This is a genomic window from Janthinobacterium sp. JC611, from assembly GCF_018682595.1.
In the GTDB taxonomy this organism is placed as follows: domain Bacteria; phylum Pseudomonadota; class Gammaproteobacteria; order Burkholderiales; family Burkholderiaceae_D; genus Janthinobacterium.
Genome location: NZ_JAFLJN010000014.1, coordinates 263,243 through 289,622, shown reverse-complemented (window position 1 = coordinate 289,622; position 26,380 = coordinate 263,243). Strand labels below are relative to the sequence as shown.

Genomic DNA, 26,380 nt, shown 5'->3' with positions numbered 1-26,380 from the left:
CGTTGGCGGTCAATGACCGCCGCCACCGCCACCGGGAGCTTTGAGTTTATCGGCCAGCCACAGGGGCACGATGCAGGCCAGCAGGATGGCGCCGACGAGGAAGAAGCCATCGTTGTAGGCCATCACATACGCTTCGCGGCGCACGATGCCGTCGATCGCCTGCAAGGCCTGGTTGCCGGCCGTGACGGCGTCATAGCCCTTGGCCATGAACGACGACGTCAGCTGGTCGATGCGCAGCTGCGTGGCGCTGGAATACGCATTGATCGCCTCGCCCAGGCGCTGCGAGTGGAAGTGCTCGCGGGTGCTCAGGGCCGTGGCCAGCAGGGCGATGCCGATCGAGCCGCCCAGGTTGCGCGTCATGTTGAACAGGCTCGAGGCCGACGCCATGTCCTTCGGCGCGATGCCCTTCATGGCGAAGTTCGACAGGGTCAGCATGACGAAGGGCTGGCCCAGCGCGCGCACCACCTGCGACCACAGCAGCTGGTCGTAGCCGGTGGACGCATCCATGTAGGCGTTCATCATGCACGAACCGCCGAACAGCAGCAGGCCGAACGAGCAAAGGATGCGGTTGTCCACCTTCGACGACAGTTTGGCGACAAACGGCATGATGAACAGCTGCGGCAAGCCCACCCACATGATGACTTCACCGATCTGCATCGGCGAATAGCCGGCGATCTGGCCCAGGAACAGGGGCAGCAGGAAGGCCGAACCATACAGGCCCATGCCCGTCACGGCCGACAGCACGGTGGCCACCAGAAAATTGCGCTGGCCGTACAGGGCCAGGTTGACGAAGGGCTCGGCGCGCGTGGCGCTGGTGACGACCCAGCCCAGGATGCCCGTCAGCGCCAGCGCGGCGAAGGCGATGATGAAACCGGAGTCGAACCAGTCCTTCGAATTGCCCTCTTCCAGGAAGATGGTCAAGCAGCCCAGGCCCAGGGCCATGAAGAAGATGCCCAGCCAGTCGGCCTTCCAGAACAATTTGAGCTGCATCGGCTCCTTGTCCAGGCCATAGATCATGCCGGCGATCAGCAGCACGCCCGGCACCCAGTTGATGTAGAAGATCGAAGGCCAGCCATACAGCTCTGAGAGATAGCCGCCCAGGGTCGGGCCCATGGCCGGCGCCAGGGTGGCCGTCAGGCCGAAGATGGCCATGCCGACGGCCCGCTTCGAGGCCGGCAGCTTGAGCATCACCAGGGTGAACGCCATCGGGATCAGGGCGCCGCCCGTGAACCCCTGCAGCATGCGGAAGACGATCATGCTTTCCAGGTTCCAGGCCGCCCCGCACAGGGTGGAGAACAGCAGGAAGAAGGCGGTGGTGCCGATCATGTAGGTGCGCAGACCGAACACGCGCGCCAGCAGCGCGGTGAGGGGAATGACGATGATTTCCGCCACCAGGTAGGCGGTGGAAATCCACGAGCCCTCTTCCTGGGTGGCCGACAGCGAGCCAAGGATATCCTTGAGCGAGGAATTCGTGATCTGGATGTCGAGCACCGCCATGAAGGCGCCCAGCATGCCGGCGGCGACCGCCAGCCAGGTGCGCGCGGAGACTTTCTCGTCGATCACGGGAAACGCCGGCGGCTTCGCCAGCGTGGTGGAAGGGCTGCTCATGGAAGCTTAGCGGGCGGTGGTCTGGGCGGCTGGCGCGGCGGCGTGGCGCGGTGCCTCGGCCGACGCGGGCTGGTTCACTTCCACTTCGGCGATCACCGACATGCCCGGCACCAGGCGGCCATTCATGGCCTTGATGTCTTCCGGCTGGAAGACGATTTTCACCGGTACACGCTGGACGATCTTGGTGAAGTTGCCGGTGGCGTTATCGGCTGGCAGCAGGGCGAATTGCGCGCCCGAGGCAGGCGCGAAGCTGTCCACGGTGCCCACCAGTTTCTTGCCCGGCATGGCGTCGATGCTCACGTGCACGCTCTGGCCGCGGTGCAAGTCGGCCAGTTGCGTTTCCTTGAAGTTGGCGGTGACCCAGACGTTGTCCTGCACGATGGCCGTCAATTGCTGGCCAGGCTGCACGCGCATGCCCGTTTCCACGTTGCGCTTGCCGATGCGGCCGGCGACGGGGGCCAGGATGCGGTTGTACTGCAGCTGCTGTTCCGCGTCCTTCAATTGCACGCGCAGCACGGCGACCTGCGCCTTGGCCACGTCACGCGCAGCTTGCGCCGCACCGATCTGCGCCTTGGCGGCGGAAGCGCTGTCGCGGCGGGCGGCCAGGTCGGCCACGGCGCTGGAGCGGGCCGCATTGGCGGCGTCCAGTTCCGCTTTCGAGACGGCCTTCATCTGGCTCGTGTACAGCTGGCCATAACGCTCGGCATCCTGTTTCGCGCGCAGCAGCTGGGCATCGGCTTGCGCCACTTGCGCCTGGGCGCCACTGGCTTGCGCCTGCACTTGCGCGATCTGCGCGTCCGCTTGCAGCACTTGCTGCTCGGCGCTGGCGATCTGCGCGGCGATCTGCTCGGTTTTCACGCGCTGGTCGAACGGGTCGAGTTCGGCGATCACATCGCCCTCTTTCACGATCTGATTGTCGTCGATGAAGACCTTGGTGACGACGCCGGAAATGCGCGCAGAGACGGGATGCACGTGGCCGGCCACATAGGCGTTTTCCGTTTCCACGAAATAGTGGCTGCGGTACCACATGCGCGCGCCGGCGCCCAGCGCGACGAGGACGATCAGGCCGGCGATGATTTTCACGCGCTTGTTCGGTGGGGCGGAGCTGGCGGAAGCGGCGGGCGTGGAAGGTGCGGCAGGGGCCGCGGGTGGGACGGCGGTCAGCACCTTGTGCTCTGCCTGGCCTGGCTGGTTGGACATACTCGCTCCGAAAATGAAATGATGTAGGTTCATTATTGGGCAAAGAAAAGCCAAAGTCAAGAAATGAAACGATTGCATTTCATTTTAATTTGCACTACAGTGTGAGCCATCACTTACCTTCCCACTTTTAAAGAGACCCAGACCATGTCCGATCCCGGCCTCAGCGATACCTTGCCTACCGATACAGAATCCGACGATGCCGCCCAGGAGCTTTCCTGCTGCGGCAAGCCAGCCGGCCGTCCGCGCGCGGCCGACATGGAAGCGCGCATGGACAAGCTGCTGCACACGGCCGGCTGCCTGTTTCTGGAAAAGGGATATGGAAAGGTGAGCCTGGAAATGATCGCCCGCGAAGCCCACGTGGCCGTGCGCACGATCTATGTGAAGTTTGGCGGCAAGTCGGGCCTGTTCAATGCCGTGGTGGAATTGCGCCGCGCCGCCTACTTCTCGACCATGCCGGCGCTGGAAACGGATATGCGGCCGCTGCCCACCATCCTGGGCGAGTTCGGCCTGCTGTTCGTGCAGCTCGTCACCATGCCGGCGGCGATCCGCCTGAATCGCATGGTGGTGGCCGAAGCGGCCACGCACCCGGAACTGGCGGAAACGTTTTACAAGGTGGGACCGGGACAGACGCGCGACATGCTGACCAAGTTTTTCAGCCGCCCCGACATCGCACCGCTGTTTCGCGCGGAGCTGACGCCCTCCATGCTGGCGTTGCACCTGCTCAATTGCCTGCTGGGCGACCAGATGTCGCGCCTGCTGTTTCCGCCACAGGCGCAACCGGACGTGGCGCAATTGCGCGCCAAGGTGGAGGTCAGTCTCGACCTGTTCCTGCGCGGCACCCTGCGCCAGCGGCTCGCGGACTGACGCGCGACGGCTGGCCGCGCAAGTCAGCCAGGGCGGCTGCAGTCTTGCGGCACCGCCGCTTCGGCGTATTCTTCGTTCAAGCCCAGCGCGCGCAGGAAAGGCTGGGCCGCCAAAGCGCCGTCAAGGCCAAGTGAAGACTCACTTCCATCGTGGCGCTGCGGGCCATAGCGCATCAGGTCGAACGAGGTTTCAAAGCGTTGCGCCAGGAAATACGTGCGGAAATAATCGAAGGAAAACGCCACCTGGCCATCGGCCCGCAGCAGCAAGCCATGCGCATACAGCGGCGCCAGCCACTCCCCGGCCGCCATGTTCCAGCCCTTCACGCCGCAATAGTCGCTGGCAAAGCGCTCCAGCTCCGCCTCGCCGAGGAATACCGTCTTGGCTTCGAACATCAGGAACGCCAGCTCCATCAGGAATTCGCGCGCATCGGCAGCCACGCCGGCGTCCACGCGCGGCTGCACGCCCGCCGTGCCCAGCAAGCCGTCGAGATAGGCGCGCTCGCCCGCCAGCTGCGGCAGCAAGGTGGCAAACACATACTCGGCATCCATCTGGCCCGTTTCCTGGCCATTCGGCGTGTACAGCACCGACAGAGCGAAGCGCTTGCTCACGTCGTCGAACTCGCGCAGGGACACCGTCCACTGCGTGCCTGCCGCGCCGCCATCGGCCGCGCCCGTGCCGAACTCGAGCACGGCAAACGCCGCCATCTGGCCCTGCGCACCGTACAGGCTGCCGGGATTGCTCTTGAACAAGATGCCCAGCGACTTCATCAGCGAACTGGCGTCGCCCGTATGCTGGTGGCCATGGAACACGGCGTGGATATTCTTGTAGTGCGCGCGCTGCTCGGCACTGGCGTGCTCATCGGCGGAGAAGAAGCTGAAGCCGGCATCGCCCAGCGCCGCCGCCGCGACACCCTGGGCGCGGCTGCCCGGCACCAGGTAGAAACGCGCGCCCGGCAGGCTGGCCGCCTGCAGCAAGGGGCGCAGGAAATACTCATAGACGTACACGGGCGTCGTGCCGGCACAGGCGTCGGGCGCCACCAGCTGGCCCGTGAAGAAAATCGCATCGATCTTCTTGCCCGTCGCCAGGATAGCGGCCACATCTTGGTACAAGGCATGCAGCATCACGGCTTGCTCTTGCTCGTCGGCCCGGCGCAAACGGACATCGGCAATATGAAGGGCGGTAAATTTTTTCATCGTTGCAAAACTCTCTCAGTACAGCGGAATTTGACCGTATCCCACGCTGGCAACATTCCTGGAAAAATCACACGCGTCTATCGCAGCAAAAGAAGCACATGGTGACAGACCTCCATTCTGCCACTTTTTCCATACGGCAATACTCACCAATTTTCACATGGGGCCGATGCGCCATCGCTTTACCATGCTAAAGGTCAAGGAAAATAAAAAAAACCCGCAATCGCTTGCGGGTTTTTCATGTTGCAACGTGCGCTTAATACATCAGCGCTTGCGCGGCGGCGGCAAGTCCGTGCACACGCCTTCGTACACTTCGGCGTTTTTTTCCAACCTGCAGATCGATTCACGCAGGGTCGGGGACGAGTGGTAGCCCGCTCCAAAAAAAACCCGCAATCGCTTGCGGGTTTTTCATGTTGCAACGTGCGCTTAATACATCAGCGCTTGCGCGGCGGCGGCAAGTCCGTGCACACGCCTTCGTACACTTCGGCGGCCATGCCGATCGACTCGCCCAGGGTCGGATGCGGGTGGATGGTCTTGCCGATGTCGGTGCCGTCGCAGCCCATTTCGATGGCCAGCGCGATTTCGCCGATCATGTCGCCCGCATGCGTGCCGACGATGGTGCCGCCGATGATGCGGTGCGTTTCAGCGTCGAACAGCAGCTTGGTGAAGCCTTCGGCGCGGCCGTTGGCCACGGCGCGGCCCGAAGCGGCCCACGGGAAGTGCCCCTTCTCGACCTTGATGCCCTTGGCTTTCGCTTCGTCTTCCGTGATGCCGGCCCATGCCACTTCCGGGTCCGTGTAGGCGACCGACGGGATCACCTTGACGTCGAAGTGCGACTTCTGGCCGGCAGCCGCTTCGGCCGCCACGTGGGCTTCATGCACGGCCTTGTGCGCCAGCATCGGCTGGCCCACCAGGTCGCCGATGGCGAAGATGTTCGGCACGTTGGTGCGCATCTGGCTGTCGACGTTGATGAAACCGCGATCCGTCACTTGCACGCCGGCCTTGTCGGCGGCGATCTTCTTGCCGTTCGGGCTGCGGCCCACGGCGACGAGCACCAGGTCGTAGACTTGCGGCGCCGGCGCCGTGGCGCCCGCTTCGGCCGCTTCGAACGTGACCTTGATGCCTTCCGGCAGTGCCTCGACGGCCACCGTCCTGGTCTTGGTCATGATGTTGTCGAAGCGCTTCTCGTTGAACTTCTGCCACACCTTGACGGCGTCGCGGTCCGCGCCCTGCATCAGGCCATCCATCATTTCGACCACGTCGATGCGCGCGCCGAAGGTCGAATACACGGTGGCCATTTCCAGGCCGATGATGCCGCCGCCGATGACCAGCATGCGTTTCGGGATCTGGCGCAATTCCAGCGCGCCCGTCGAATCGACGATGCGCGGGTCTTCCGGCACGAAGGGCAGCTTCACCACGGACGAACCGGCGGCGATGATGGCCTGCTTGAACTGCACGACTTTTTTCGTGCCGTCGCCAGCCGTCACTTCGATGTGGTTGGCGGACAGGAACTGGCCCACGCCCGTGACGACTTGCGTCTTGCGCGCCTTGGCCATGCCGGCCAGACCGCCCGTCATGTTCGAGATCACGCCTTCCTTGTACTTGCGTACCTGGTCGATGTCGATCGTCGGCTTGGCGAACGTCACGCCCGTATTGGACATGTGCGCCGTTTCATCGATGACGGAAGCGACGTGCAGCAGCGCCTTCGACGGGATGCAGCCCACGTTCAGGCACACGCCGCCCAGGGTCGCGTAGCGTTCGACGATGACCGTCGACATGCCCAGGTCGGCCGCGCGGAACGCCGCCGAATAGCCGCCAGGGCCGCCGCCCAGCACCATCATGTCGACGTCGATATCGACCTGGCCGCTGTAATTACCGGCCGGGATGGCGGCGACGGGTGCCGCCGGGACCGGGGCTGGTGCCGCAGCCGGAGCTGCAGCGGCTGCCGCAGGCGCAGGAGCGGCAGCGCCTTCGGATGCTTCCACCACCAGCAGCGCGCTGCCTTCGGCGATCTTGTCGCCGACCTTGACCTTGACTTCCTTGACGACGCCGGCGTGGGTCGACGGAATCTCCATGCTGGCCTTGTCCGATTCGACCGTGACCAGGGACTGGTCCACCTTGATGGTGTCGCCCACCTTGACCATCAGTTCGATGACTTCGACTTCCTTGAAGTCGCCGATGTTCGGTACTTTTACCTCTACTGTGCTCATCAATCGCTCCTTACAGCAGAATTTTGCGCATGTCGGCCAGGACTTCGCCGAGGTACACGGAGAATCGCGCGCCCATCGCGCCATCGACCACGCGGTGGTCGTAGGACAGCGAGGTGCCCATCATCAAACGCGGCTGGAAGGCCTTGCCATCCCATACCGGCTTGATCGAGGCTTTCGACAGGCCCAGGATGGCCACTTCCGGCGCATTGACGATAGGCGTGAAGTGCGTGCCGCCGATGCCGCCCAGGGACGAAATGGTGAAGCTGGCGCCCTGCATGTCGGCCGGTTTCAGCTTGCCTTCGCGCGCCTGCAGCGACAGTTCCGTCATTTCGCGGGCGATCTGCGACACCGACTTCTGGTCCGCGCCCTTGATCACCGGCACCACCAGGCCGTTCGGCGTGTCGGCCGCGAAGCCGATGTTGTAATACTGCTTGAGGATCAGGTTTTCGCCCTTGGCGTCGAGCGACGCGTTAAACGCGGGGAATTTCTTCAGCGCGGCGACGGAGGCCTTGATGACGAAGGCCAGCATGGTCAGCTTGGCCGCATCCTTGTTCTTCGCATTGGCCGCGTTGGTGTCGACGCGGAACGCTTCCAGGTCCGTCACGTCCGCTTCGTCGAACTGCGTGACGTGCGGGATCATGACCCAGTTGCGGTGCAAATTCGGACCCGAGATTTTCTTGATGCGCGACAGCGGCAGCAATTCGGTCGTGCCGAATTTGCTGAAGTCCAGCGACGGCCATGGCAGCAGATCCAGGCCCACGCCCGAACCGCCTTTGGCAGCGACCGGTGCGTTCGGCGCGGCGACGGCGCCCGACATCACACCCTTGACGAAGTTCTGCACGTCTTCCTGGGTGATGCGGCCCTTCGGACCGGAACCGCCAACCAGCGCCAGTTCCACGCCCAGTTCGCGCGCGAACTTGCGGATCGATGGCGACGCGTGCGCCAGCTTGCCGTTGACGGCAGGGGCGGCGGCAGGGGCAGGTGCGGCGGCGACCGGCGCCGAAGCGACGGCGGCGACTGGTGCGGCGGCAGCTTGCGCTGGCGCGGCGGCCGGGGCGGCAGCGGCAGGAGCGGCGGCGCCACCTGTCGTTTCCACCACCAGTACCAGACTACCCTTGGCAACCTTGTCGCCGACCTTGACCTTCAATTCCTTGACGATACCGGCATGGCTGGACGGGATTTCCATGCTGGCCTTGTCCGATTCGACCGTCAGCAGCGACTGGTCGACCTTGATGCTGTCGCCGACCTTGACCATCAGTTCGATGACTTCGACTTCCTTGAAGTCGCCGATATCGGGCACGGTCACGTCGACCAGGGCCGGCGCGCCGGCAGGGGCGGCAGGCGCTGGCGCAGGCGCAGCGGGGGCGGCTTCAACGGCAGGTGCTGCAACCGGGGCGGCAGCGGCAGGCGCCGGCGCAGAGGCGTCGTCCGCCACTTCCAGCAGCAGGACCAGCGAACCTTCGGCGATCTTGTCGCCCACGTTGACTTTCAATTCCTTGACGACACCGGCGTGGCTCGATGGAATTTCCATGCTGGCCTTGTCCGATTCGACCGTGATCAGGGACTGGTCGACCTTGACCGTATCGCCTGGCTTGACCATCAGTTCAATGATCTCGACTTCCTTGAAATCGCCGATATCCGGGACTTTGACTTCCACAATGCTCATAGCTTGCTCCGTTATTTTATTTGTCAGATGGACCCGCACACACGCCAGGGCGGCACTTTCGCACCGCCCTGGCATCATCGGGTCCGCACAACGATTACTGGGTCACCGGATTCGGTTTGTTCGCGTCGATGCCGTACTTGGCGATCGCCTGCTCCACCACCGACACGTCGATCTTGCCTTCGTCAGCCAGCGATTTGAGCGCGGCCACGGTGACATAATAACGGTTCACTTCGAAGAACTCGCGCAGCTTGGCGCGGCTGTCCGAGCGGCCAAAGCCATCGGTACCGAGCACTTTATAAGTGCGGCCCTTCGGCATGAAGGCGCGGATCTGTTCTGCAAACGCGCGCATGTAGTCGGTCGTGGCGACGATCGGGCCGTCCGTGTCCTGCATCAGCGACGTCACGTAAGGCACGCGCTGCTGTTTCGACGGGTTGACCATGTTCCAGCGTTCCGCATCCTGGCCATCGCGGGCCACCAGGGTCAGCGACGGCGCCGACCACACGTCCGCAGCCACACCCCAGTCGTTTTGCAACAGTTCGGCGGCGAAGATCGATTCGCGCAGGATGGTGCCGCAGCCGATCAGCTGCACGCGCAGCTTGGCGTCCGCCGGGCCTTCCTGCAGCTTGTACATGCCTTTCAGGATGCCTTCTTCCTGGCCTGGCTTGATGCCTGGCTGGGCGTAGTTCTCGTTCATGATCGTGATGTAGTAGAACACATCTTCCTGGTTGGCGATCATGCGGCGCAGGCCGTCCTGGATGATGACGGCGACTTCATGGCTGAAGGTCGGATCGTACGGCATGCAGGTTGGGATGGTCGCGGCGAAGATATGGCTGTGGCCATCTTCATGCTGCAAGCCTTCGCCGTTCAGGGTCGTGCGGCCGGCCGTGCCGCCCATCAGGAAGCCACGCGCGCGCATGTCGGCCGACGCCCATACCTGGTCGCCGATGCGCTGGAAGCCGAACATCGAGTAGAAGGTGTAGAACGGGATCATGATGCGGTCGTTGGTCGAATACGACGTCGCCGCGGCGATCCACGAGCTCATGCCGCCCGCTTCGTTGATGCCCTCTTGCAGGATCTGGCCGGCCTTGTCTTCGCGGTAGTACATGACCTGGTCCTTGTCGACCGGCTCGTACAACTGGCCTTTCGGGTTGTAGATGCCGATCTGGCGGAACAGGCCTTCCATGCCGAAGGTGCGCGATTCATCGACCAGGATAGGCACGACGCGCTGGCCCAGGTTCGGGTCTTTCAGCAGGGTCGAAATGACGCGCACGAAGGCTTGCGTGGTCGAGATTTCGCGGCCTTCAGGCGTCGCTTCGAGCACGTTCTTGAACGCGTCCAGGCCAGGCACGGGCAGGGTTTCTTCCGCCTTCTGGCGGCGCTGCGGCAGGTAGCCGCCCAGGGCCTTGCGGCGCTCGTGCAGGTAGACCATTTCCGGCGCGTCGTCGGCAGGCTTGAAGAACGGGATGTCGGCCAGCTTGTCGTCAGGGATAGGCAGCGAGAAGCGGTCGCGCATTTCGCGGATGGCTTCGTCGTCCAGTTTTTTCGTCTGGTGCGCCGTGTTGCGCGCTTCGCCGGACTTGCCCATGCCGTAGCCCTTGATGGTTTTCACCAGCAGGACGGTCGGCTGGCCCTTGTGTTCCTGGGCGATCTTGAAGGCCGCGTAGATCTTGTGCGGATCGTGGCCGCCACGGGTCAGGCGCCAGATATCGTCGTCCGTCATGTTGGCAACCATTTCCAGCAGCTTCGGATGCTTGCCGAAGAAGTGCTTGCGCACGTAGGCGCCGTCTTTCGCCTTGTAGTTCTGGTATTCGCCGTCGACGGTTTCCATCATCACGCGCTGCAGGATGCCTTCCTTGTCCTGCGCCAGCAGGGCGTCCCAGCCCGGGCCCCAGATGACCTTGACGACGTTCCAGCCGGCGCCGCGGAATTCGCCTTCCAGTTCCTGGATGATCTTGGTGTTGCCGCGCACGGGCCCGTCCAGGCGCTGCAGGTTGCAGTTGACCACGATGACCAGGTTGTCGAGCATGTCGCGTGCGGCCAGGCCGATCGCGCCCAAGGACTCTGGCTCGTCCATCTCGCCATCGCCGCAGAAGGCCCAGATCTTGCGGTTGTCGGTCTTGGCGATGCCGCGTGCGTGCAGGTATTTCAGGAAGCGCGCCTGGTAGATCGCCATGTGCGGGCCCAGGCCCATCGACACGGTCGGGAACTGCCAGAAGTCAGGCATCAATTTAGGATGCGGGTACGAGGACAGGCCCTTGCCGTCGACTTCCTTGCGGAAGTTCAGCATTTGCTCTTCCGTCAAACGGCCTTCCAGGAAGGCGCGCGCGTAGACGCCGGGCGAGGAGTGGCCCTGGATGTACAGCAGGTCGCCGCCGTGGTCGGCCGTTGGCGCGTGCCAGAAGTGGTTGAAACCGATGCCCAGCATGTTCGCCAGCGATGCGAACGAGGACAGGTGGCCGCCCAGGTCGCCGTCGGCGCGGTTGGCCTTGACCACCATGGCCATGGCGTTCCAGCGCATCCACGAGCGCAGACGCTCTTCGTATTCCAGGTTGCCGGGACAGTGTGCTTCTTGCTTGGTGGGGATGGTATTGACGTAGGCGGTGGTGCTGGAGAACGGGATCTGGGCGCCGCGGCGGCGGGCCAGGTCAACCATGCGCTCCATCAGGTAATGCGCGCGTTCCGGACCTTCATTTTCCAGCACGGCTTCGAGCGCGTCCAGCCACTCCTTGGTTTCCTGCATATCCGGGTCGGTGCCGATCTGTGTCGTTACCTGGTTCAGTTGAGCTGACATCTGTTGAGTCTCCTTTGTGAACGCCCCACCCCGATTTTCCGGATCGCTGTCGGACGGTATTTCGCTGATTATTTACTATTAAGTCGGTTTAGTGTGGGGATTCTAACAGCGTATTTACTATTTTTCAAATTACGATATAGCATTTCGCATTGTGAAATTACCCTATGAAATTTATGCTGCAGTGCCGCAAATTCTGTCTGGAAATTAGGGTGATCAAAGTGCCAAAAACGGCACCAAAAAAACCGCAGGCCCTTGCGCTCCCTAGGCCGCCAGTACGGCAAGGAGCCGCAACGCCGCCATCGGCATTTTCTCAGGCCCGCGTTTCCGGCCCGCTGTTGTTACGCCACATTGAGCCAAAACCGCCCCTTTGCGCCGCCCGGCTTTATAATCTGTCTTTTCCCTCCCACAGCTCTCAGCCCCTACCATGCCAGCACAACTGATCGACGGAATCGCCCTCTCCCAAAAACTGCGCAGCGAGATCGCCACACGCGCCGCCGCCCTCACCGCCAAGGGCACCCAGCCCGGCCTGGCCGTGATCCTCGTCGGCGAAGACCCGGCCAGCCAGGTATATGTCCGCAACAAGGTCAAGGCCTGCGGCGACGTGGGTTTCCACTCGGTGCTGGAAAAATATGAAGCGGACCTGTCCGAGGCGGACTTGCTGGCGCGCATCGCCAGCCTGAACGCCGACCCGGCCATTCACGGCATCCTCGTGCAAATGCCCTTGCCCAAGCACATCAACCCGCACAAGGTCATCGAAGCGATCGCCACGACGAAAGACGTGGACGGCTATTCCGTGCTGAGCGCCGGCGAACTGATGACGGGCTTGCCCGGCTTCCGCCCGTGCACGCCGTACGGCTGCATGAAACTGATCGAAAGCACGGGCGTGGACTTGGGCGGCAAGCACGCCGTCGTCATCGGCCGCAGCAACACCGTCGGCAAGCCGATGGCCCTGCTGCTCTTGCAAGCGAATGCCACCGTCACCATCTGCCATAGTGCGACCCCGGATCTGGGCCTGTACACGCGCCAGGCGGACGTGGTCGTGGCCGCCGTCGGCCGCCGCAACACGCTGACGGCCGACATGGTCAAGCCAGGCGCCATCGTCATCGACGTGGGCATGAACCGCGACGATGAAGGCAAGCTGTGCGGCGACGTGGATTTTGCCGGAGTGAAAGACGTCGCCTCCCACATCACCCCGGTACCGGGTGGCGTGGGGCCGATGACGATCACCATGTTGCTGATGAACACGGTCGAAGCCGCCGAGCGCATTTAAGAGGAGCGCCTGAGAAAACGTCCATGGCTGCGTTGCAGTGCCTCGCCGTACTATTCGTACTGCCTTCGGCACCGCGCCTTACCCTGAACGTTTTTCAGGCGCTCCATATATGAAGACAGAATGGACGAACCGACGATGAACACCAATCCCCTGCTTGATTTTTCCGGCCTGCCAGGCTTCGACGCGATCACGCACGAGCATGTCACGCCTGCCATCGATACCCTGTTGGCCCAGGCGCGCGCCACGGTGGCGCAGCTGGAAGCGCCCATGGAAGAAGTGAGCTGGGAAAACTTCGTCGCGCCCCAGGACCAGATCGCCGAAACCCTGGGCCGCGCCTGGAGCATCGTCAACCACCTCAACAGCGTGGTCGATACGCCGGAACTGCGCGCCGCCTACAATGCCAACCAGCCCAAGGTGACGGAATTCTGGACCGAACTGGGCCAGAACGAGATCCTTTTCGGCAAATACAAGCAACTGCAAGCGAGCCCCGCTTTCGCCAGCCTGTCGCCGGCGCGCCGGCGCATCGTCGAGAATGCCGTGCGCGACTTCCGCCTGGGCGGCGCCGAGTTGCCAGAGGATAAGAAAGAGCGCTTCGGCGCCATCCAGGAAGAACATGCGGCCGTCTCGACGCGCTTTTCCGAAAACGTGCTCGACGCCACGAATGACTACAAGTTGCTGGTCGAAAACGAAAGCGAGCTGGCCGGCCTGCCCGACGACGTGAAGGCCGCCGCGCGCGCCGCCGCCGACCAGGCCGGCAAGCAAGGCTATGAATTCTCGCTGCACTTCCCCTCGTATTACCCGATCCTGCAATTTGCCGACAATCGCGCGCTGCGCGCAACCATCTACCGCGCCAACGCCACCAAGGCATCGGACCAGGGCGAGGTCTTCAGCAAGAAAGAGGACTGGGACAACACGCAGAACATCGTCACCCTGTTGCGACTGCGCAAAGAAGAGGCACAACTGCTCGGCTACGCCAATTTCGCCGAAGTGTCGCTGGTCTCCAAGATGGCCACCTCGCCCGCGCAAGTCATCGCCTTCCTGGAAGACCTGGCCAAACGCGCGCGCCCGTTCGCCGAGAAGGACCTGGCCGAGCTGAAACAATTCGCCCGCGAAGAACTGGGCCTGGACGAGCTGCAAGCGTGGGACGTGCCGTACGCGTCCGAAAAGCTGCAGGAGCGCCGCTACGCGTTCTCGGCCCAGGAAGTGAAGCAATATTTCCCTGAACACAAGGTGATCGACGGCCTGTTCCGCCAGATCCAGAACCTGTTCAACGTCGAGATCAAACTGGATACGGCGCCCGTCTGGCACCCGGACGTGCGCTTTTACCGCATCGAGCGCGACGGCCAGCTGGTCGGCCAGTTCTACCTGGACCTGTATGCGCGCGCGGGCAAGAGCGGCGGCGCCTGGATGGACGACGCGCGCGGCCGCCGCGCCGATGGCGGCCAGGTGCAAACGCCGATCGCTTATCTCACCTGCAATTTCACGCCGCCGGCCGTGGTCGACGGCCAAGCCCGGCCTGCCCTGTTCACGCACGATGAAGTGATCACCCTGTTCCACGAATTCGGCCACGGCCTGCACCACATGTTGACGGTGGTCGACGAGCTGGGCGTGTCGGGTATCTCTGGCGTCGAATGGGATGCCGTGGAACTGCCGTCGCAATTCATGGAAAACTTCTGCTGGGAATGGGAAGTGCTCGAACACATGACGGCGCACGCCGTCACGGGCGCACCGCTGCCGCGCGCGCTGTACGACAAGATGCTGGCAGCCAAGAATTTCCAGTCCGGCCTGCAAACCCTGCGCCAGGTGGAATTTTCCTTGCTCGACATGCATTTGCACTATGACTACGACGCCGGCACGGGCCAAAGCGTGCAGCAGCTGATCGACGGCGTGCGCGCCAAGTTCGCGCTGATCATCCCGCCCGCCTTCAACCGCTTCCAGAATTCTTTTGGACATATCTTTTCCGGCGGCTACGCGGCCGGCTACTACAGCTACAAATGGGCCGAGGTGCTGTCCGCCGACGCCTATGCGGCGTTCGAGGAAGCCCGCGCACTGGGACCGGCCGCCACCACGGCGGCGGGCAAGCGTTACCTGCAAGAAATCCTGTCCGTCGGCGGCTCGCGCCCGGCGCTGGAATCGTTCACGGCCTTCCGCGGCCGCGAACCGTCGATCGACGCCCTGCTGCGCCACAGCGGCATGGCCGCCTGAGCGCCATGAGCCGCGTCGATTTTCACAGCAACGTGCCGGACAAGCTGGCCTACGCCTGCCGCCTGGCGCGCAAGGCTTACATGGCAGGCAACAAGGTGGTCGTCCTGGTGGCCGACAGCGCCCAGCTCGACGCCCTGAACAGCGCCATGTGGACCATTTCCGCCACGGATTTCCTGCCGCACGTGCTGGCCGGCGATCCGCTGGCGGGGCAAACGCCCATCATCCTGACCGATGACGAAGCGGCCGAGCTGCCGCACCACGACATCCTCGTCAACCTGTCGCAGTTGCCGCCCGCCAATTACGCGCAGTTCCAGCGCGTGTTCGAGATCGTCTCCATGGATGAGCAAGATGCGCAGGCGGGCCGCCAGCGCTTCCTGCACTACCGCCAGCAGAACGTGCAACCGACCCACTTCGTGGCGGGTAAAACATGAGCCAGCAGCCATTCGACCCGGGCATCCCCCTGCTGACGGAGGTGCTGCTGGGGCCGGACGTGGCGGAACCTGTCGCGCCAGCTGCCGCCGCACCTGCCGTTGTGGCAACGCCGGCATTCCCACCGAGCATAGCTCAGCCCGACTGGGACGTCATCGAAGCACGCCTGACGCAGCGCATCCTGCACCAGGTGCAGGGCAAGATCGACCACCTGCTGGAAGAACGCATCGCCCACGTCCTGCAGACGGCCCTGCAAAACGCCCTGATCGGCATGCGCGGCGCCCTGCGCGAAGACTTGCAGCAATCGCTGGAACAGATCGTGGCGCATGCCGTGAGCCACGAGCTGGGACACTTGCATCCGCCCGCGCAGTAACTGCACGCCCGTCTGTCGGCGGCACCATTTCACCCACCGGCAAAAATCCGGGGTCAGACCCGACGGGTCAGACCCCAGCATTCCCCCTACACCTTTCCCCCTCCCAACGCCATTCTTTGGTGCGCTCGCGCCTGCAAAATCGGTGCATCGCGCCTCACTTTGGTGATTGTTGCGACAAAATGTAAAAAGCCAGAAATGCGGCTTTGCGCCGCCTGTTTTTTGTTGTACCTTTCTTCACACGTACCGCCATTCGAAGCGGTTTTACGAGATGCCGCCGTATCTTTATCCATTGGAGAATGTTTATGCTGCTCAAGACCAAAGTCCTTCCTCTCGCCGTCGCCCTCGCCTTTGCCGGCCATGCGGGCGCGCAGGAAATCATCAAGATCGGCCACGTCGCCCCGGTCTCTGGCGCCAGCTCCCACCTGGGCAAGGATAACGAGAACGCGGCCAAGATGGCCATCGAGGATTTGAACGCCAAAGGCTTCAAGATCGACGGCAAAGCCGTGAAATTCGTGCTGGTGCCCGAAGATGACGCGGCCGATCCCAAGCAGGGCACGGCCGTGGCGCAAAAGCTGGTCGACGCCAAGGTCAACGGCGTCGTCGGCCACCTGAACTCGGGTACGACGATTCCCGCCTCGCGCATTTACTTCAATGCCGGCATTCCGCAGATTTCCCCTGCCGCCACCAACCCGACGTACACCCAGCAAAAGTTCAACACGGCCTTCCGCGTCGTCGCCAATGACAACAAGCTGGGCGGGACTTTGGGCGCGTATGCCGTGGGCAAGCTGCAAGCGAAGAAAATCGCCGTCATCGATGACCGCACGGCCTACGGCCAGGGCGTGGCGGAACAGTTCGTCAAAGGCGCCAAGAAGGCGGCGCCTGGCGTGCAAATCGTCGGCAAGGAATTTACGAATGCCAACGCCACCGACTTCAACGCCATCCTGACCAGCATCAAGTCCAAGAATCCCGACCTGATCTTCTTTGGCGGCATGGATTCCGTGGGCGGCCCCATGCTGCGCCAGATGAAGGCGCTGGGCATCAAGGCCAAGTTCATGGGCGGTGACGGCCTGTGCACGGAGCCGCTGGGCAAGCTGGCGGGCGACGCCGTGGGCGAAGACATGGTCACCTGCGCGGAAGCGGGCGGCGTGACGGGCGCGCAGCAAAAAGGCATGGACGATTTCCGCGCCCGCTACAAGCAAAAGTACAACATGGAAGTGCAGCTGTACGCGCCCTACGTGTACGACGCCGTGATGACCATGGCCACCGCCATGGCCGACGCCAAATCGTCGAAGCCGTCCGTCTACCTGCCATATTTGGCCAAGGTGCACTACCAGGGCGTGACGGGCCCGATTGCGTTCGATGCCAACGGCGACATCAAGGATGGCGCGCTGACCTTGTTCACTTACCGTGACGGCAAGAAGACCAAGATGGAAGTCGTTAAATAAACGGCTGCTCAGCCACGTAAGCCAGCAAGCCTTCGGCCAGCGCGTCGAAGGTGGCGCGGCAGCGCAGGCTGCCGCGCAAGTCCGCATGCATGGTGACCCACGTTGCCATCGGCAGCGAAAACGCTTGCGGCAAGACGCGCCGCAAGGCCGGATCGCGTGCCGCCAGCCCTGCCTGGCACACGCCGATGCCGGCGCCCGCGCGGATCAGGGCCAGTTGCGCCAGGTCGCTGTCGCTGCGCCAGGCAAAGGTCTCCCGCGAAAATCCCTGGAAGGCCGCGCCCGCGTTGCGCACGAACGGGCTCGCCTCGTCGTAGCCGATGACGGCATGCCGTGCCAGATCGGCCAGTGCCAGCGGCGCGCCATGGCGCGCCAGGTAATCCGCGTGCGCATGCAGGCCCAGTTCGATATCGCCCACCTTGCGCGCCACCAGCTGTTCCTGGCGGGGGCGCAGCATGCGCACGGCGATGTCCGCTTCCCGGCGCAGCAAATCCTGCACCTTGTTGCTCAATACCAATTCAACGATCAAGCCCGGATGGCGCGCGCGCAGCTGGGCCAGGATAGGCGGCAATACCTCCACGCCCACCACTTCGCTGGCCGCGATGCGCACGGTGCCGGCCACGCCCTGTCCCTGGCTGCTGGCGGCGCGCTCCATCAGGGCGGCCGTGTGCTCCATGGTTTCCGCATGGGGCCGCAGCGCCAGCGCCACTTCCGTGGGCAGCAAGCCCAGCTGGGAGCGCGTGAACAGGGTCGCGCCCAGCGCCTGCTCGAGCGCGGCGATATGCCGGCCCACGGTGGGTTGCGTGATGCCCAGCGCGCGGGCGGCGCCGGACAAGGAGCCTTGCTGCAGCACGGCCAGCAGCGAACGGTAGTATTCCCAGGCGATGGATGTGGCGGTCATACATAAATGTATAGCCTGTGGTCGATGCTCGTCAATTCCCAATCAGCCCTGCGCGGCAGATACTGGCGCCATCAACCACACGGAGGTCAGCATGGACACGACAGCATTGGTATTGGGCGCCACGGGCGGCATCGGCGGCGAAATGGTGCGCCAGCTATTGGCGGCGGGCTGGCGGGTGCGCGCCCTCACTCGGGGCGAGACGCCATCGCCACGGAGCGACCGCATCGAGTGGCTGCGCGGCGATGCGCTGGCGCGCGCGGACGTGCTGGCGGCCGCCAGGGGCTGCGCCGTCATCGTGCACGCCGTCAACCCGCCCGGCTACCGCCACTGGGGCCGGCTGGTGCTGCCCATGCTCGACAACACCATCGCGGCGGCGATTGCCGAGGGCGCCACCATCGTGCTGCCCGGCACCGTGTACAACTTCGGTCCCGACGCCTTTCCTGTAGTGGCCGAAGACGCGCCGCAACGTCCGCTCACCCGCAAGGGCGCCATCCGCGTGGAGCTGGAAGCGCGGCTGGAACGGGCCAGCACGCAGGGCGCCAGGGTGCTGATCGTGCGCGCGGGCGACTTCTTCGGCCCCCGCGCCGGCAACAACTGGTTTTCGCAGGGCCTGGTAAAGCCGGGCCAGGGCGTGCGCAGCATCCTGTATCCGGGCGCGCCGGGCATCGGCCACCAGTGGTCCTACCTGCCCGACGTGGCGCGCACGATGCTGCAGCTGCTGGCCGTGCGCGCCACCTTGCCGCCGTTTGCGCGCTTCCACATGGCCGGCCACTGGGACCACGACGGCCGGCAAATGACGGGCGCGATTGCCCGCGTGGTGGCACGGGCGACGGGCGCCGCGCCCGCCATCCGGCGTTTTCCGTGGTGGCTGGTGACGCTGGCGTCGCCGTTCGTGGCGACCTTGCGCGAAATGCGCGAGATGCGCTATCTGTGGCAAACGCCCTTGTCCATGGAGAATGCGCGGCTGCTGGCCGTGCTGGGTCAGGAACCGCATACGCCGCTCGACGAGGCGGTGCGGGCGACATTGGAAGGCATGGGCAATCTGAACGCTGCAGGCAAAAAAAATGCGCCGGGATTGCCGGCGCGCTGATTGCAGGTACCGCGGCACAGATTATTTCTGTGCCAGTACCCATTTGACCAGGGTGTGGGCTTCAGCATCGCTCACTTGCGGGTTCGCTGGCATCGGGATCGCGCCCCAGGTGCCGGAACCGCCCTTCATGACTTTCGCCGCGAGCTTGGCTTCCGCGTCTTTCTGACCGGCGTACTTGGCAGCCACGTCCTTGAACGCAGGGCCCACCAGTTTCGTGCTCACCGCGTGGCAAGCCATGCAGTTTTTTGCTTTCGCCAGGTCCGGATTGGCCAATGCTGCTTGCGATGCCAGAGCCGATACGGTCAATACACTCACCAACATAAAACGTTTCATTGTCTTTTCTCCAAAGTTACTTCCTGCGGCATTTTACTGTGTTTCCGCAGATGCACCACGAGCCCAGATCAAGCGTTTCAATGTAGTAACGCAATGTCGTCAGAAGGCAGTCCTATTCTGCCCCATCTGCGCGCGCATGACCATGTTGTTTGTAAGGCGATGTAACGACAGGCGGCCCCGTCCGGTCAAACGGGGCCGGCCGTCGCGCTTACACAACAAATCAGCGTTTCTTCAGTTGGGAAAGATCGCGCACGGCGCCGCGGTCGGCCGACGTCGTCAGGGCCGCATACGCCTGCAGCGCCTGCGACACATAGCGGTCGCGGTTGACGGGCAGCCAGGCCGCATCGCCCTTCGCTTCCATGGCGGCGCGGCGCGCGGCCAGCTCGGCATCCGTCACGCGCAGCTTGATGGTGCGCGCGGGGATGTCGATGTCGATGAAGTCGCCCTCTTCCACCAGGCCGATGGCGCCGCCTTCGGCCGCTTCCGGCGAAGCGTGGCCGATCACCAGACCCGAGGAACCGCCCGAGAAGCGCCCGTCCGTGAACAGCGCGCATGCCTTGCCCAGGCCCTTGGACTTGATGTACGACGTCGGGTACAGCATTTCCTGCATGCCGGGGCCGCCTTTCGGACCTTCGTAGCGGATGATGACGACGTCGCCCTCATGCACGGTGTCGGCCAGAATCGCTTCAACAGCGGTATCCTGGCTTTCGAACACGCGCGCCTTGCCCGAGAATTTCAGGATGCTTTCATCGACGCCCGCCGTCTTGACGATGCAGCCCTTTTCGGCCAGGTTGCCGTACAGCACGGCCAGGCCGCCATCCTGCGAATAGGCGTGGGCCTTGTCGCGGATGCAGCCGGTGGCGCGGTCCGTGTCGACGGCAGCGAAGCGCTCCGACTGCGAGAACGCCGTCTGCGTCGGCACGCCGCCCGGCGCGGCCCGGAACAATTCATGCACGGCCGGATCGTCGGTGCACATGATGTCGTTTTGTGCGATGGCATCGGCCAGGGTAGGCGCGTGGATGGTCGGCAGAGTGGTGTCGAGCAGGCCGGCGCGCGCCAGTTCGCCCAGGATGCCCACGATGCCGCCCGCGCGGTGCACGTCTTCGATATGGTATTTGTCCGTCATCGGCGCCACCTTGCACAGGCACGGCACCTTGCGCGAAATGCGGTCGATGTCGGCCATCGTGAATGCCACTTGCGCCTCGTGCGCGGCGGCCAGCAAGTGCAGCACGGTGTTGGTCGAGCCGCCCATGGAGACGTCGAGCGCCATGGCGTTCTCGAAGGCCGCCTTGGTGGCGATGGAACGGGGCAGCACGGTGTAATCGTCCTGCTCGTAATGGCGCTTGGCCAGTTCCACGATCAGGCGGCCCGCGCGCAGGAACAGCTGCTGGCGGTCCGCGTGCGTGGCCAGAATCGTGCCGTTGCCGGGCAGGGCCAGGCCCAGCGCCTCGGTCAGGCAATTCATCGAATTGGCCGTAAACATGCCGGAACAGGAACCGCAGGTCGGACAGGCCGAGCGTTCAATCTCGGCCACGTCGGCGTCGGAGACGGTGCTGTCGCCGGCCTTGATCATGGCGTCAACGAGGTCCAGCTTGATGATCTTCTGGCTGCCGTTGACGACCTTGACGACCTTGCCCGCTTCCATCGGTCCGCCGGAAATAAACACGACGGGGATATTGATGCGCATGGCGGCCATCAGCATGCCCGGGGTGATCTTGTCGCAGTTCGAGATGCACACCATGGCGTCGGCGCAGTGGGCGTTGACCATGTATTCGACGGAGTCGGCGATCAGGTCGCGCGAGGGCAGCGAATACAGCATGCCGCCGTGTCCCATGGCGATGCCGTCATCGACGGCGATGGTGTTGAATTCCTTGGCCACGCCGCCAGCCTTTTCAATTTCGCGCGCCACCATCTGGCCCAGGTCCTTCAGATGCACGTGACCGGGCACGAACTGGGTGAACGAGTTGACGACGGCGATGATCGGCTTGTCGAAATCGCCGTCCTTCATGCCGGTGGCGCGCCACAGGGCGCGGGCGCCAGCCATGTTGCGGCCGTGGGTGGTGGTGCGGGAGCGGTATTGCGGCATGATGGGGACCTTCCGAGAGTAATGGATGCCGGACTGCGCGGGTTTGCAACAAAACCCTGCATGGGGGGTACGCCAGATTGCCTTGCGCGCGCCCCACTGTCAAATATATGATGCACGTGTCTGTGAGTCGTTTTACATATCACAGAACTTATTCCACATGGAAACACATATGAATCTCGAACTGCGCCAGCTGCGCTACTTTGTCACCGTCGCCGAGGAATTGCACTTCGGCCGCGCCGCCGCGCGCCTGCACATGACGCAGCCGCCCCTGTCGCAAACCATCATGGCCCTGGAAGAATTGCTGGGCGTCCCCCTGTTCGTACGCACGCGCCGCGAGGTGCGGCTGACGCCGGCCGGCACGGCCCTGCTGCCCGAGGCGCGCCGGCTGCTGGCGCAGGCGCTCGAACTGCCCGCGCTGGTGCAACGGGCCGCGCAGGGCGAGGCCGGGCGCCTGAGCCTGGCGTTTGTCTCGTCGGCCGACTACAGCGTGCTGCCGCCCTTGCTGCGCGCTTACCGGACGGCCTATCCGCAAGTGCAGATCGCCCTGCAGGAAGCCACCTCCGACCTGCAGCTCGACGAATTGCTGGCCGGGCGCACGGATGCGGGCCTGCTGATCCCGCCCCTGCCCGAGAAGGCGAAAGGAGAGCTCGATTACCTGCCCGTGCTGGCCGAACCGCTGGTGCTGGCCGCGCCGTCCGGCCTCGCCATCCTGGCGGCGCCGGGACCCGTGCGCCTGCGCGACGTGCCGCCCCTGCCGCTGATCATTTTCCCGCGCGCGATCTCGCCCGCCCTGCACGACGCCATCCTCGGCGTGTTCCGCGCGGCCGGCATCACGCCGCGGATCGGCCAGGAAGCGATCCAGATGCAAACCATCGTCAGCCTCGTCTCGGCTGGCATGGGCATCGCGCTTGTGCCACAATCGGTATCGAATCTGATGCGCCCCGGCGTAGAATACAGGCCGTTGCAGGACGCCACGCCGCTGGTGGAAACGGGCCTGGCCTGGCGCCGCGACAATCCGTCCGCCGTGCTGCAGGGTTTCCTGGCGCTGCTGCGCGGGCAGATCGGCGCTGCCGCCCAATAAATTAAGTGGCCGCTAAGGCAAAAAACCGCCTGTGCCCCCATACTACGCAACCTTGGCTTTAAACAAAGAAAGAAACCCCATGCTGAACCACCCGATGCCCGACCCGATCGCCATACAAATCGGCCCGCTCGCCGTGCACTGGTACGGCCTGATGTACGTGCTGGCCTTCGCCCTGTTCATACTCCTGGGCCGCGTGCGCATCAAGCAGCCGCATATCGCCAGGCTGGGCTGGCAGAAGGAAGATCTCGACGACATGCTGTTCTACGGCATGCTGGGCGTGGTGATCGGCGGACGCCTGGGCGAAGTGCTGTTCTACCGCCCCGAATACTTCCTGCACAATCCGCTCGAGATCTTCATGGTCTGGCATGGCGGCATGTCCTTCCATGGCGGCTTCCTCGGCGTCATCCTCGCCATGTACCTGTGGAGCCGCAAGGCGGGCCGCAACCTGTTCGACGTGCTCGACTTCATCGCGCCGCTGGTGCCGCTGGGCTACGCGGCTGGCCGCCTGGGCAACTTCATCAATGCCGAACTGCCGGGCCGCATCGCCCCGGAAACGCTGCCGTGGGCCATGCAATGGCCGGGCATTCCGTATCCCGTGCACCCGTCGCCGATCTACCAGATGCTGGTCGACGGCATCCTCGTCTTCATCATCCTGTGGCTGTATGCGCGCAAGCAGCGCCCGCGCATGGCCGTGGGCGCCATGTTCACCCTGTTGTACGGCTGCGCGCGCTTCTTCACGGAATACTTCCGTACGCCGGACTGGGAAGTCGTGTGGCTGGGCGTGCCGATCACGTCGGGCCAGATGCTGTCCTTGCCGATGATCGTTGGCGCCATCGTGCTGCTCGTGTGGGCGTACAAGAGCCAGATGACGGGCACGCCGCCCAGCAAGGCGCGCCCGGCCTGAGGGGCGATCAGCCGATTAGTTTGCTTGTAATGACTTTCCATTGCGCCGGCGTCACGGGCGTGATGGACAGGCGGCTGCCCTTCTTGAGCAGCAGCATGTCTTCCAGTTCCGGCATCTGGCGCATCTCGGACAGGGGCAGCAGCGCCGTCTTCTTCACGCCGCGCACGTCGACGCTGATCCAGCGCGGCTGTTCAGGCGTGGCCTTGGCATCGAAGTATTTGCCGCCCTCTTCAAACTGGCTGTGATCGGGATAGGCCGTGCTGGCCACTTCGGCCACGCCCGCCACGCCCGGCTGCGGGCAGCTCGAATGGTAGAACAGCACGCCATCGCCCGGCCGCATGCCGTCGCGCATGAAGTTGCGCGCCTGGTAGTTGCGCACGCCAAACCACGGCAGGGTGTGCTGGGGCGCGGCCATCAGGTCGTCGATGCTCACCTCGTCGGGTTCGGATTTCATCAGCCAGTATTGTTTCATGCTCACTCCCTATCAAAAGCACCAGGCGTAAAAAAACGGTTGCGCATGATGCTGCAACCGTTTTCTTTGTACTGCAAATTGGGCCCCGCCTGTGCCGCTATGCCGGCATCCCGAACCAAACGGTTCAAGGTGGTCACGTTAGTTCAATTTCGGGTTCGTCGAACGAGCGACGCTCACTCCCATCAAACAAAATTCGCAACCGATGCGCATAAATGGTTCAAGGAATATATGGCAATCGCGAACACCGCAGGGTAGACCCAAGTTTACTCCTTTGATCGCGCATCGCAAAGACAAATCGTACCGTGCCCGCTTAAAATCCAATTAATAACACCGAATAAAACCGTAGCGAGCGGTGATGAATTGTGGCTAAGAAGCGCAGCTGTGCTAGCACGGGGCCGCCGAGGCAGCGAGCATCGCAGGCCGCAATGCGCGACGCGCAGTAGGTTTGATTCGGTGTTTAAAAAAGGTTTTCCTGGGGCGTCAATGCGCTATCAAGGACGGTATGCATGGCCGAGATTTTCTGCTTCACTTCCAGTATCGTCAATTCCGACAGCGGACCTTGCGGCGACTTCACGGAGAGGAATTCCGCGGCCACGCCCAGGGCGGCCAGCACGGCGATGCGGTCGTTGCCCTTGACCTTGCCCGCGTCGCGGATGGCTTTCATTTTACTATCAAGATAGATCGCCGCTTCGCGCAGCGCGCGCTCTTCGCCGTCGCGACACACCATGCTGTAGGACTGGCCCATGATATTGACATCGACACGCGACATTACGCTTCCTTCTCGTTCTCGGCAATAGAGGCGCCCGCTTCCGAAGCGGCTTGCTCCAGGCCCGCTTGCACCAGTTCGGGAATTTTTTCCAGCAACGCTTCCACCCGCTCCTGCGCCTCGCGCATGCGTTGCACATACAGGGCGTTCTCGGCGGCCAGCGCGGCATTGTCCTTGCGCAGTTGCGCGTTTTCACGGCGCAGCGCATGGGTCATTTCGGCCAGCAGGCCTATTTTGTCGGATAATTCGTTGAATTCGGAAATCATCCCGCCACTATAGGGCGGACGCTCCATGGGCGTCAATCGAATCACGCCGCTGTCACACATATTTACATCAATGCAGGGCAGTTGGCGGACAATACACGCTTTTTCCGGCGCTTTTGCCATCTGCGCGCATCCGCCAGCACCGCGACGGCAGCGTTTTACTCGTCGACGTAATCGGCTTCGATATCGAGTCCGCCATAGCTGTTTTCGCAAGAGCGGCGCGTCAGCGTCTGCTGTCCGCCCTTGCCCTCAAGCACCATCGTCAAGTCGCGGCAAGTGCGGCGGTAGCTGCCAGGTTTGGCGTCCGTCCGCGAGGGCGTCAGGCGCACTGTCAGCGGCGCCGCATTGCCCAGGCCCTTGTTGCTCCACTGCCGGCTCTTGCCATCCTCTTCATCTTTCAGGGTGCGCACGGCGGCCGTCAGCAAGGATTTCTGTTCCTGCGCATTCAGCTTGGCGACGGTGACGTCGGACAGGAAAGGCGGAGCCACGACGGGCGCCGGGTCCTTGCCCTGCACATCCCAGCGGCCGCTGTTCTGCGAACAGGTGCGGCGGCTCAGGTCCTGCGACTTGCCTGCCGCCGTGACGACGAATTTCAGGTCGCGGCAAACGTGCGCCTTCAGGCTGTGCTCCGTCATGCCGGAGTTGCTGAAGTTATACGTGACTTTCACCGGCACGCCCTTGTCGCCGCCGTTGTCCCATACATGGGCTTCCTGGTCGTCGTCATCCTTGTTCAAATCGTTGAACAAGTCGTTGAGCAACATTTCCTTTTCCTGCGGCGTCAGGGTCGCCACGGTGATCTCGTCGACGATGGTGGGCGTTTGCGCGCCAGCATTACCCAGGCAGGCGAGGCCGATGAGGGCGGCGCCCAGCAGGCGCAGGGAGGGGCTGGAAATCGGGAATGACATGGTGTGCTTTCTGGCGCAGGTGGCGATATGTGGTAATAATGATATGCAATTGCAATCATCTTATCAAATTTCATAGTCAAACTCTGTTTCCTGTGCGTACAGGAACGCCCCCTCTCCGGACGGCATGCTAGAGTCGCGCCTGTTGCTGACGCCCGGGAACGAGGCTTGCGCTGGCGCAAACCCTGTGTAGATGCAGGCTCTGCTCAGCATCTATCTATATGTTCCCTTTGAATAAGCCCTTGAAGTTGCCCCCTACCGTCCCTATAATTAGCACTCGTTAGTAGAGAGTGCTAACAAACTCTTTCGTAGCAATCCTCAGGACTGATGGTGC

At 63.3% G+C, this 26,380-nt stretch carries 23 protein-coding genes and 1 other RNA gene; 9 read left to right on the top strand and 15 right to left on the bottom strand.

Annotation, left to right across the window (positions count from 1 at the left end; genetic code table 11):
• Positions 1-9 precede the first annotated feature (9 nt).
• The gene (locus J0O65_RS10550) at positions 10-1,608 is read right to left on the bottom strand and encodes a DHA2 family efflux MFS transporter permease subunit (RefSeq protein WP_215406529.1); all 1,599 of its coding nucleotides are present in this window, start codon (positions 1,606-1,608) and stop codon (positions 10-12) included.
• Positions 1,609-1,614: 6 nt separating this feature from the next.
• Positions 1,615-2,808, bottom strand: a complete 1,194-nt coding sequence (locus J0O65_RS10545) for an HlyD family secretion protein (RefSeq protein ID WP_215406527.1) — start codon at positions 2,806-2,808, stop codon at positions 1,615-1,617.
• Positions 2,809-2,952: 144 nt separating this feature from the next.
• Between J0O65_RS10545 and J0O65_RS10540 the strand changes: the two genes are divergently transcribed.
• Positions 2,953-3,672, top strand: coding sequence for a TetR/AcrR family transcriptional regulator (locus J0O65_RS10540; protein WP_215406525.1), 720 nt, complete (start codon positions 2,953-2,955; stop codon positions 3,670-3,672).
• A gap of 23 nt (positions 3,673-3,695) precedes the next feature.
• Here the strand turns inward: J0O65_RS10540 and J0O65_RS10535 are convergent, their stop codons facing one another.
• The 4 genes from J0O65_RS10535 to aceE form a co-directional block, all read right to left on the bottom strand.
• Positions 3,696-4,865: a hypothetical protein gene (locus tag J0O65_RS10535; RefSeq protein ID WP_215406523.1), complete on the bottom strand. Its 1,170-nt coding sequence runs from the start codon at positions 4,863-4,865 to the stop codon at positions 3,696-3,698.
• A 431-nt stretch (positions 4,866-5,296) separates the two neighbouring features.
• The gene (lpdA, locus tag J0O65_RS10530) at positions 5,297-7,072 is read right to left on the bottom strand and encodes a dihydrolipoyl dehydrogenase (RefSeq protein WP_215406521.1); all 1,776 of its coding nucleotides are present in this window, start codon (positions 7,070-7,072) and stop codon (positions 5,297-5,299) included.
• A 10-nt stretch (positions 7,073-7,082) separates the two neighbouring features.
• On the bottom strand, positions 7,083-8,738 hold the full coding sequence (gene aceF, locus J0O65_RS10525) for a dihydrolipoyllysine-residue acetyltransferase (protein ID WP_215406520.1): 1,656 nt from the start codon (positions 8,736-8,738) through the stop codon (positions 7,083-7,085).
• 94 nt (positions 8,739-8,832) lie between these two features.
• The gene (gene aceE / locus J0O65_RS10520) at positions 8,833-11,529 is read right to left on the bottom strand and encodes a pyruvate dehydrogenase (acetyl-transferring), homodimeric type (protein WP_215406517.1); all 2,697 of its coding nucleotides are present in this window, start codon (positions 11,527-11,529) and stop codon (positions 8,833-8,835) included.
• A 424-nt stretch (positions 11,530-11,953) separates the two neighbouring features.
• Between aceE and folD the strand changes: the two genes are divergently transcribed.
• From folD to J0O65_RS10500, 4 genes are all read left to right on the top strand, one after another.
• A complete protein-coding gene (gene folD, locus J0O65_RS10515) occupies positions 11,954-12,799 on the top strand; it encodes a bifunctional methylenetetrahydrofolate dehydrogenase/methenyltetrahydrofolate cyclohydrolase FolD (RefSeq protein ID WP_215406515.1) in 846 nt (281 codons plus the stop codon).
• Positions 12,800-12,919: 120 nt separating this feature from the next.
• Entirely contained in the window at positions 12,920-15,004 is a 2,085-nt protein-coding gene (locus J0O65_RS10510) for a M3 family metallopeptidase (RefSeq protein ID WP_502793553.1), read from the top strand.
• 5 nt (positions 15,005-15,009) lie between these two features.
• Positions 15,010-15,435: a DNA polymerase III subunit chi gene (locus J0O65_RS10505; protein ID WP_215406513.1), complete on the top strand. Its 426-nt coding sequence runs from the start codon at positions 15,010-15,012 to the stop codon at positions 15,433-15,435.
• On the top strand, positions 15,432-15,806 hold the full coding sequence (locus J0O65_RS10500) for a DUF2486 family protein (RefSeq protein ID WP_215406511.1): 375 nt from the start codon (positions 15,432-15,434) through the stop codon (positions 15,804-15,806). Before J0O65_RS10505 ends, J0O65_RS10500 begins: the two co-directional genes overlap by 4 nt.
• Positions 15,807-15,892: 86 nt before the next feature.
• Here the strand turns inward: J0O65_RS10500 and J0O65_RS10495 are convergent, their stop codons facing one another.
• Positions 15,893-16,096 carry a hypothetical protein gene (locus J0O65_RS10495; protein ID WP_215406509.1) on the bottom strand — a complete coding sequence of 68 codons (204 nt, stop codon included), beginning with the start codon at positions 16,094-16,096 and terminating at the stop codon, positions 15,893-15,895.
• Positions 16,097-16,108: 12 nt separating this feature from the next.
• Between J0O65_RS10495 and J0O65_RS10490 the strand changes: the two genes are divergently transcribed.
• Entirely contained in the window at positions 16,109-17,251 is a 1,143-nt protein-coding gene (locus tag J0O65_RS10490) for a branched-chain amino acid ABC transporter substrate-binding protein (protein WP_215406507.1), read from the top strand.
• On the opposite strand, the gene J0O65_RS10485 is transcribed toward J0O65_RS10490, so the two are convergent.
• Positions 17,244-18,149 carry a LysR family transcriptional regulator gene (locus tag J0O65_RS10485; RefSeq protein WP_215406505.1) on the bottom strand — a complete coding sequence of 302 codons (906 nt, stop codon included), beginning with the start codon at positions 18,147-18,149 and terminating at the stop codon, positions 17,244-17,246. The genes J0O65_RS10490 and J0O65_RS10485 overlap by 8 nt on opposite strands.
• A 91-nt stretch (positions 18,150-18,240) precedes the next feature.
• Here J0O65_RS10485 and J0O65_RS10480 point away from each other — a divergent pair, with 91 nt between their 5' ends.
• Positions 18,241-19,239: an NAD(P)H-binding protein gene (locus J0O65_RS10480; RefSeq protein WP_215406503.1), complete on the top strand. Its 999-nt coding sequence runs from the start codon at positions 18,241-18,243 to the stop codon at positions 19,237-19,239.
• A gap of 21 nt (positions 19,240-19,260) precedes the next feature.
• On the opposite strand, the gene J0O65_RS10475 is transcribed toward J0O65_RS10480, so the two are convergent.
• Both J0O65_RS10475 and ilvD read right to left on the bottom strand, forming a co-directional pair.
• Complete coding sequence (locus J0O65_RS10475) at positions 19,261-19,572, bottom strand: c-type cytochrome (RefSeq protein ID WP_070221905.1); 312 nt, start codon at positions 19,570-19,572, stop codon at positions 19,261-19,263.
• 220 nt (positions 19,573-19,792) lie between these two features.
• Positions 19,793-21,658, bottom strand: coding sequence for a dihydroxy-acid dehydratase (gene ilvD, locus J0O65_RS10470; RefSeq protein WP_215406501.1), 1,866 nt, complete (start codon positions 21,656-21,658; stop codon positions 19,793-19,795).
• A gap of 169 nt (positions 21,659-21,827) precedes the next feature.
• Here ilvD and J0O65_RS10465 point away from each other — a divergent pair, with 169 nt between their 5' ends.
• Complete coding sequence (locus J0O65_RS10465) at positions 21,828-22,739, top strand: LysR family transcriptional regulator (RefSeq protein ID WP_215406499.1); 912 nt, start codon at positions 21,828-21,830, stop codon at positions 22,737-22,739.
• Positions 22,740-22,818: 79 nt separating this feature from the next.
• Positions 22,819-23,643 (top strand): prolipoprotein diacylglyceryl transferase, encoded by an 825-nt coding sequence (lgt, locus tag J0O65_RS10460; RefSeq protein WP_215406497.1) that lies wholly within the window; start codon positions 22,819-22,821, stop codon positions 23,641-23,643.
• Between the two features lie 7 nt (positions 23,644-23,650).
• Here lgt and J0O65_RS10455 read toward each other — a convergent pair whose 3' ends face one another.
• The 5 genes from J0O65_RS10455 to J0O65_RS10435 all read right to left on the bottom strand — a co-directional run bounded on the left by J0O65_RS10455 (position 23,651) and on the right by J0O65_RS10435 (position 26,049).
• Positions 23,651-24,115, bottom strand: a complete 465-nt coding sequence (locus tag J0O65_RS10455; RefSeq protein ID WP_215406496.1) for an EVE domain-containing protein — start codon at positions 24,113-24,115, stop codon at positions 23,651-23,653.
• 78 nt (positions 24,116-24,193) lie between these two features.
• A non-coding RNA gene (gene ssrS / locus J0O65_RS10450) (6S RNA) lies at positions 24,194-24,371 on the bottom strand.
• 201 nt (positions 24,372-24,572) lie between these two features.
• A complete protein-coding gene (locus J0O65_RS10445) occupies positions 24,573-24,884 on the bottom strand; it encodes a cell division protein ZapA (protein WP_152250380.1) in 312 nt (103 codons plus the stop codon).
• A complete protein-coding gene (locus tag J0O65_RS10440; RefSeq protein ID WP_251373643.1) occupies positions 24,884-25,267 on the bottom strand; it encodes a hypothetical protein in 384 nt (127 codons plus the stop codon). Before J0O65_RS10440 ends, J0O65_RS10445 begins: the two co-directional genes overlap by 1 nt.
• Before the next feature lie 35 nt (positions 25,268-25,302).
• A complete protein-coding gene (locus tag J0O65_RS10435; protein ID WP_215406494.1) occupies positions 25,303-26,049 on the bottom strand; it encodes a hypothetical protein in 747 nt (248 codons plus the stop codon).
• Positions 26,050-26,380 lie beyond the last annotated feature (331 nt).

What these genes read in the sequence shown, in the direction of transcription:
- J0O65_RS10465 (WP_215406499.1), top strand. Translation starts at nt 21,828, where the DNA reads ATGAATCTCGAACTGCGCCAGCTGCGCTACTTTGTCACCGTCGCCGAG.
- J0O65_RS10480 (WP_215406503.1), top strand. Translation starts at nt 18,241, where the DNA reads ATGGACACGACAGCATTGGTATTGGGCGCCACGGGCGGCATCGGCGGC.
- J0O65_RS10485 (WP_215406505.1), bottom strand. Translation starts at nt 18,149, where the DNA reads ATGACCGCCACATCCATCGCCTGGGAATACTACCGTTCGCTGCTGGCC.
- J0O65_RS10495 (WP_215406509.1), bottom strand. Translation starts at nt 16,096, where the DNA reads ATGGATAAAGATACGGCGGCATCTCGTAAAACCGCTTCGAATGGCGGT.
- J0O65_RS10540 (WP_215406525.1), top strand. Translation starts at nt 2,953, where the DNA reads ATGTCCGATCCCGGCCTCAGCGATACCTTGCCTACCGATACAGAATCC.
- aceF (WP_215406520.1), bottom strand. Translation starts at nt 8,738, where the DNA reads ATGAGCATTGTGGAAGTCAAAGTCCCGGATATCGGCGATTTCAAGGAA.
- aceE (WP_215406517.1), bottom strand. Translation starts at nt 11,529, where the DNA reads ATGTCAGCTCAACTGAACCAGGTAACGACACAGATCGGCACCGACCCG.
- folD (WP_215406515.1), top strand. Translation starts at nt 11,954, where the DNA reads ATGCCAGCACAACTGATCGACGGAATCGCCCTCTCCCAAAAACTGCGC.
- J0O65_RS10500 (WP_215406511.1), top strand. Translation starts at nt 15,432, where the DNA reads ATGAGCCAGCAGCCATTCGACCCGGGCATCCCCCTGCTGACGGAGGTG.
- lpdA (WP_215406521.1), bottom strand. Translation starts at nt 7,072, where the DNA reads ATGAGCACAGTAGAGGTAAAAGTACCGAACATCGGCGACTTCAAGGAA.
- J0O65_RS10490 (WP_215406507.1), top strand. Translation starts at nt 16,109, where the DNA reads ATGCTGCTCAAGACCAAAGTCCTTCCTCTCGCCGTCGCCCTCGCCTTT.
- J0O65_RS10455 (WP_215406496.1), bottom strand. Translation starts at nt 24,115, where the DNA reads ATGAAACAATACTGGCTGATGAAATCCGAACCCGACGAGGTGAGCATC.
- J0O65_RS10440 (WP_251373643.1), bottom strand. Translation starts at nt 25,267, where the DNA reads ATGGCAAAAGCGCCGGAAAAAGCGTGTATTGTCCGCCAACTGCCCTGC.
- J0O65_RS10550 (WP_215406529.1), bottom strand. Translation starts at nt 1,608, where the DNA reads ATGAGCAGCCCTTCCACCACGCTGGCGAAGCCGCCGGCGTTTCCCGTG.
- ilvD (WP_215406501.1), bottom strand. Translation starts at nt 21,658, where the DNA reads ATGCCGCAATACCGCTCCCGCACCACCACCCACGGCCGCAACATGGCT.
- lgt (WP_215406497.1), top strand. Translation starts at nt 22,819, where the DNA reads ATGCTGAACCACCCGATGCCCGACCCGATCGCCATACAAATCGGCCCG.
- J0O65_RS10510 (WP_502793553.1), top strand. Translation starts at nt 12,920, where the DNA reads ATGGACGAACCGACGATGAACACCAATCCCCTGCTTGATTTTTCCGGC.
- J0O65_RS10475 (WP_070221905.1), bottom strand. Translation starts at nt 19,572, where the DNA reads ATGAAACGTTTTATGTTGGTGAGTGTATTGACCGTATCGGCTCTGGCA.
- J0O65_RS10445 (WP_152250380.1), bottom strand. Translation starts at nt 24,884, where the DNA reads ATGTCGCGTGTCGATGTCAATATCATGGGCCAGTCCTACAGCATGGTG.
- J0O65_RS10545 (WP_215406527.1), bottom strand. Translation starts at nt 2,808, where the DNA reads ATGTCCAACCAGCCAGGCCAGGCAGAGCACAAGGTGCTGACCGCCGTC.
- J0O65_RS10505 (WP_215406513.1), top strand. Translation starts at nt 15,010, where the DNA reads ATGAGCCGCGTCGATTTTCACAGCAACGTGCCGGACAAGCTGGCCTAC.
- J0O65_RS10435 (WP_215406494.1), bottom strand. Translation starts at nt 26,049, where the DNA reads ATGTCATTCCCGATTTCCAGCCCCTCCCTGCGCCTGCTGGGCGCCGCC.
- J0O65_RS10535 (WP_215406523.1), bottom strand. Translation starts at nt 4,865, where the DNA reads ATGAAAAAATTTACCGCCCTTCATATTGCCGATGTCCGTTTGCGCCGG.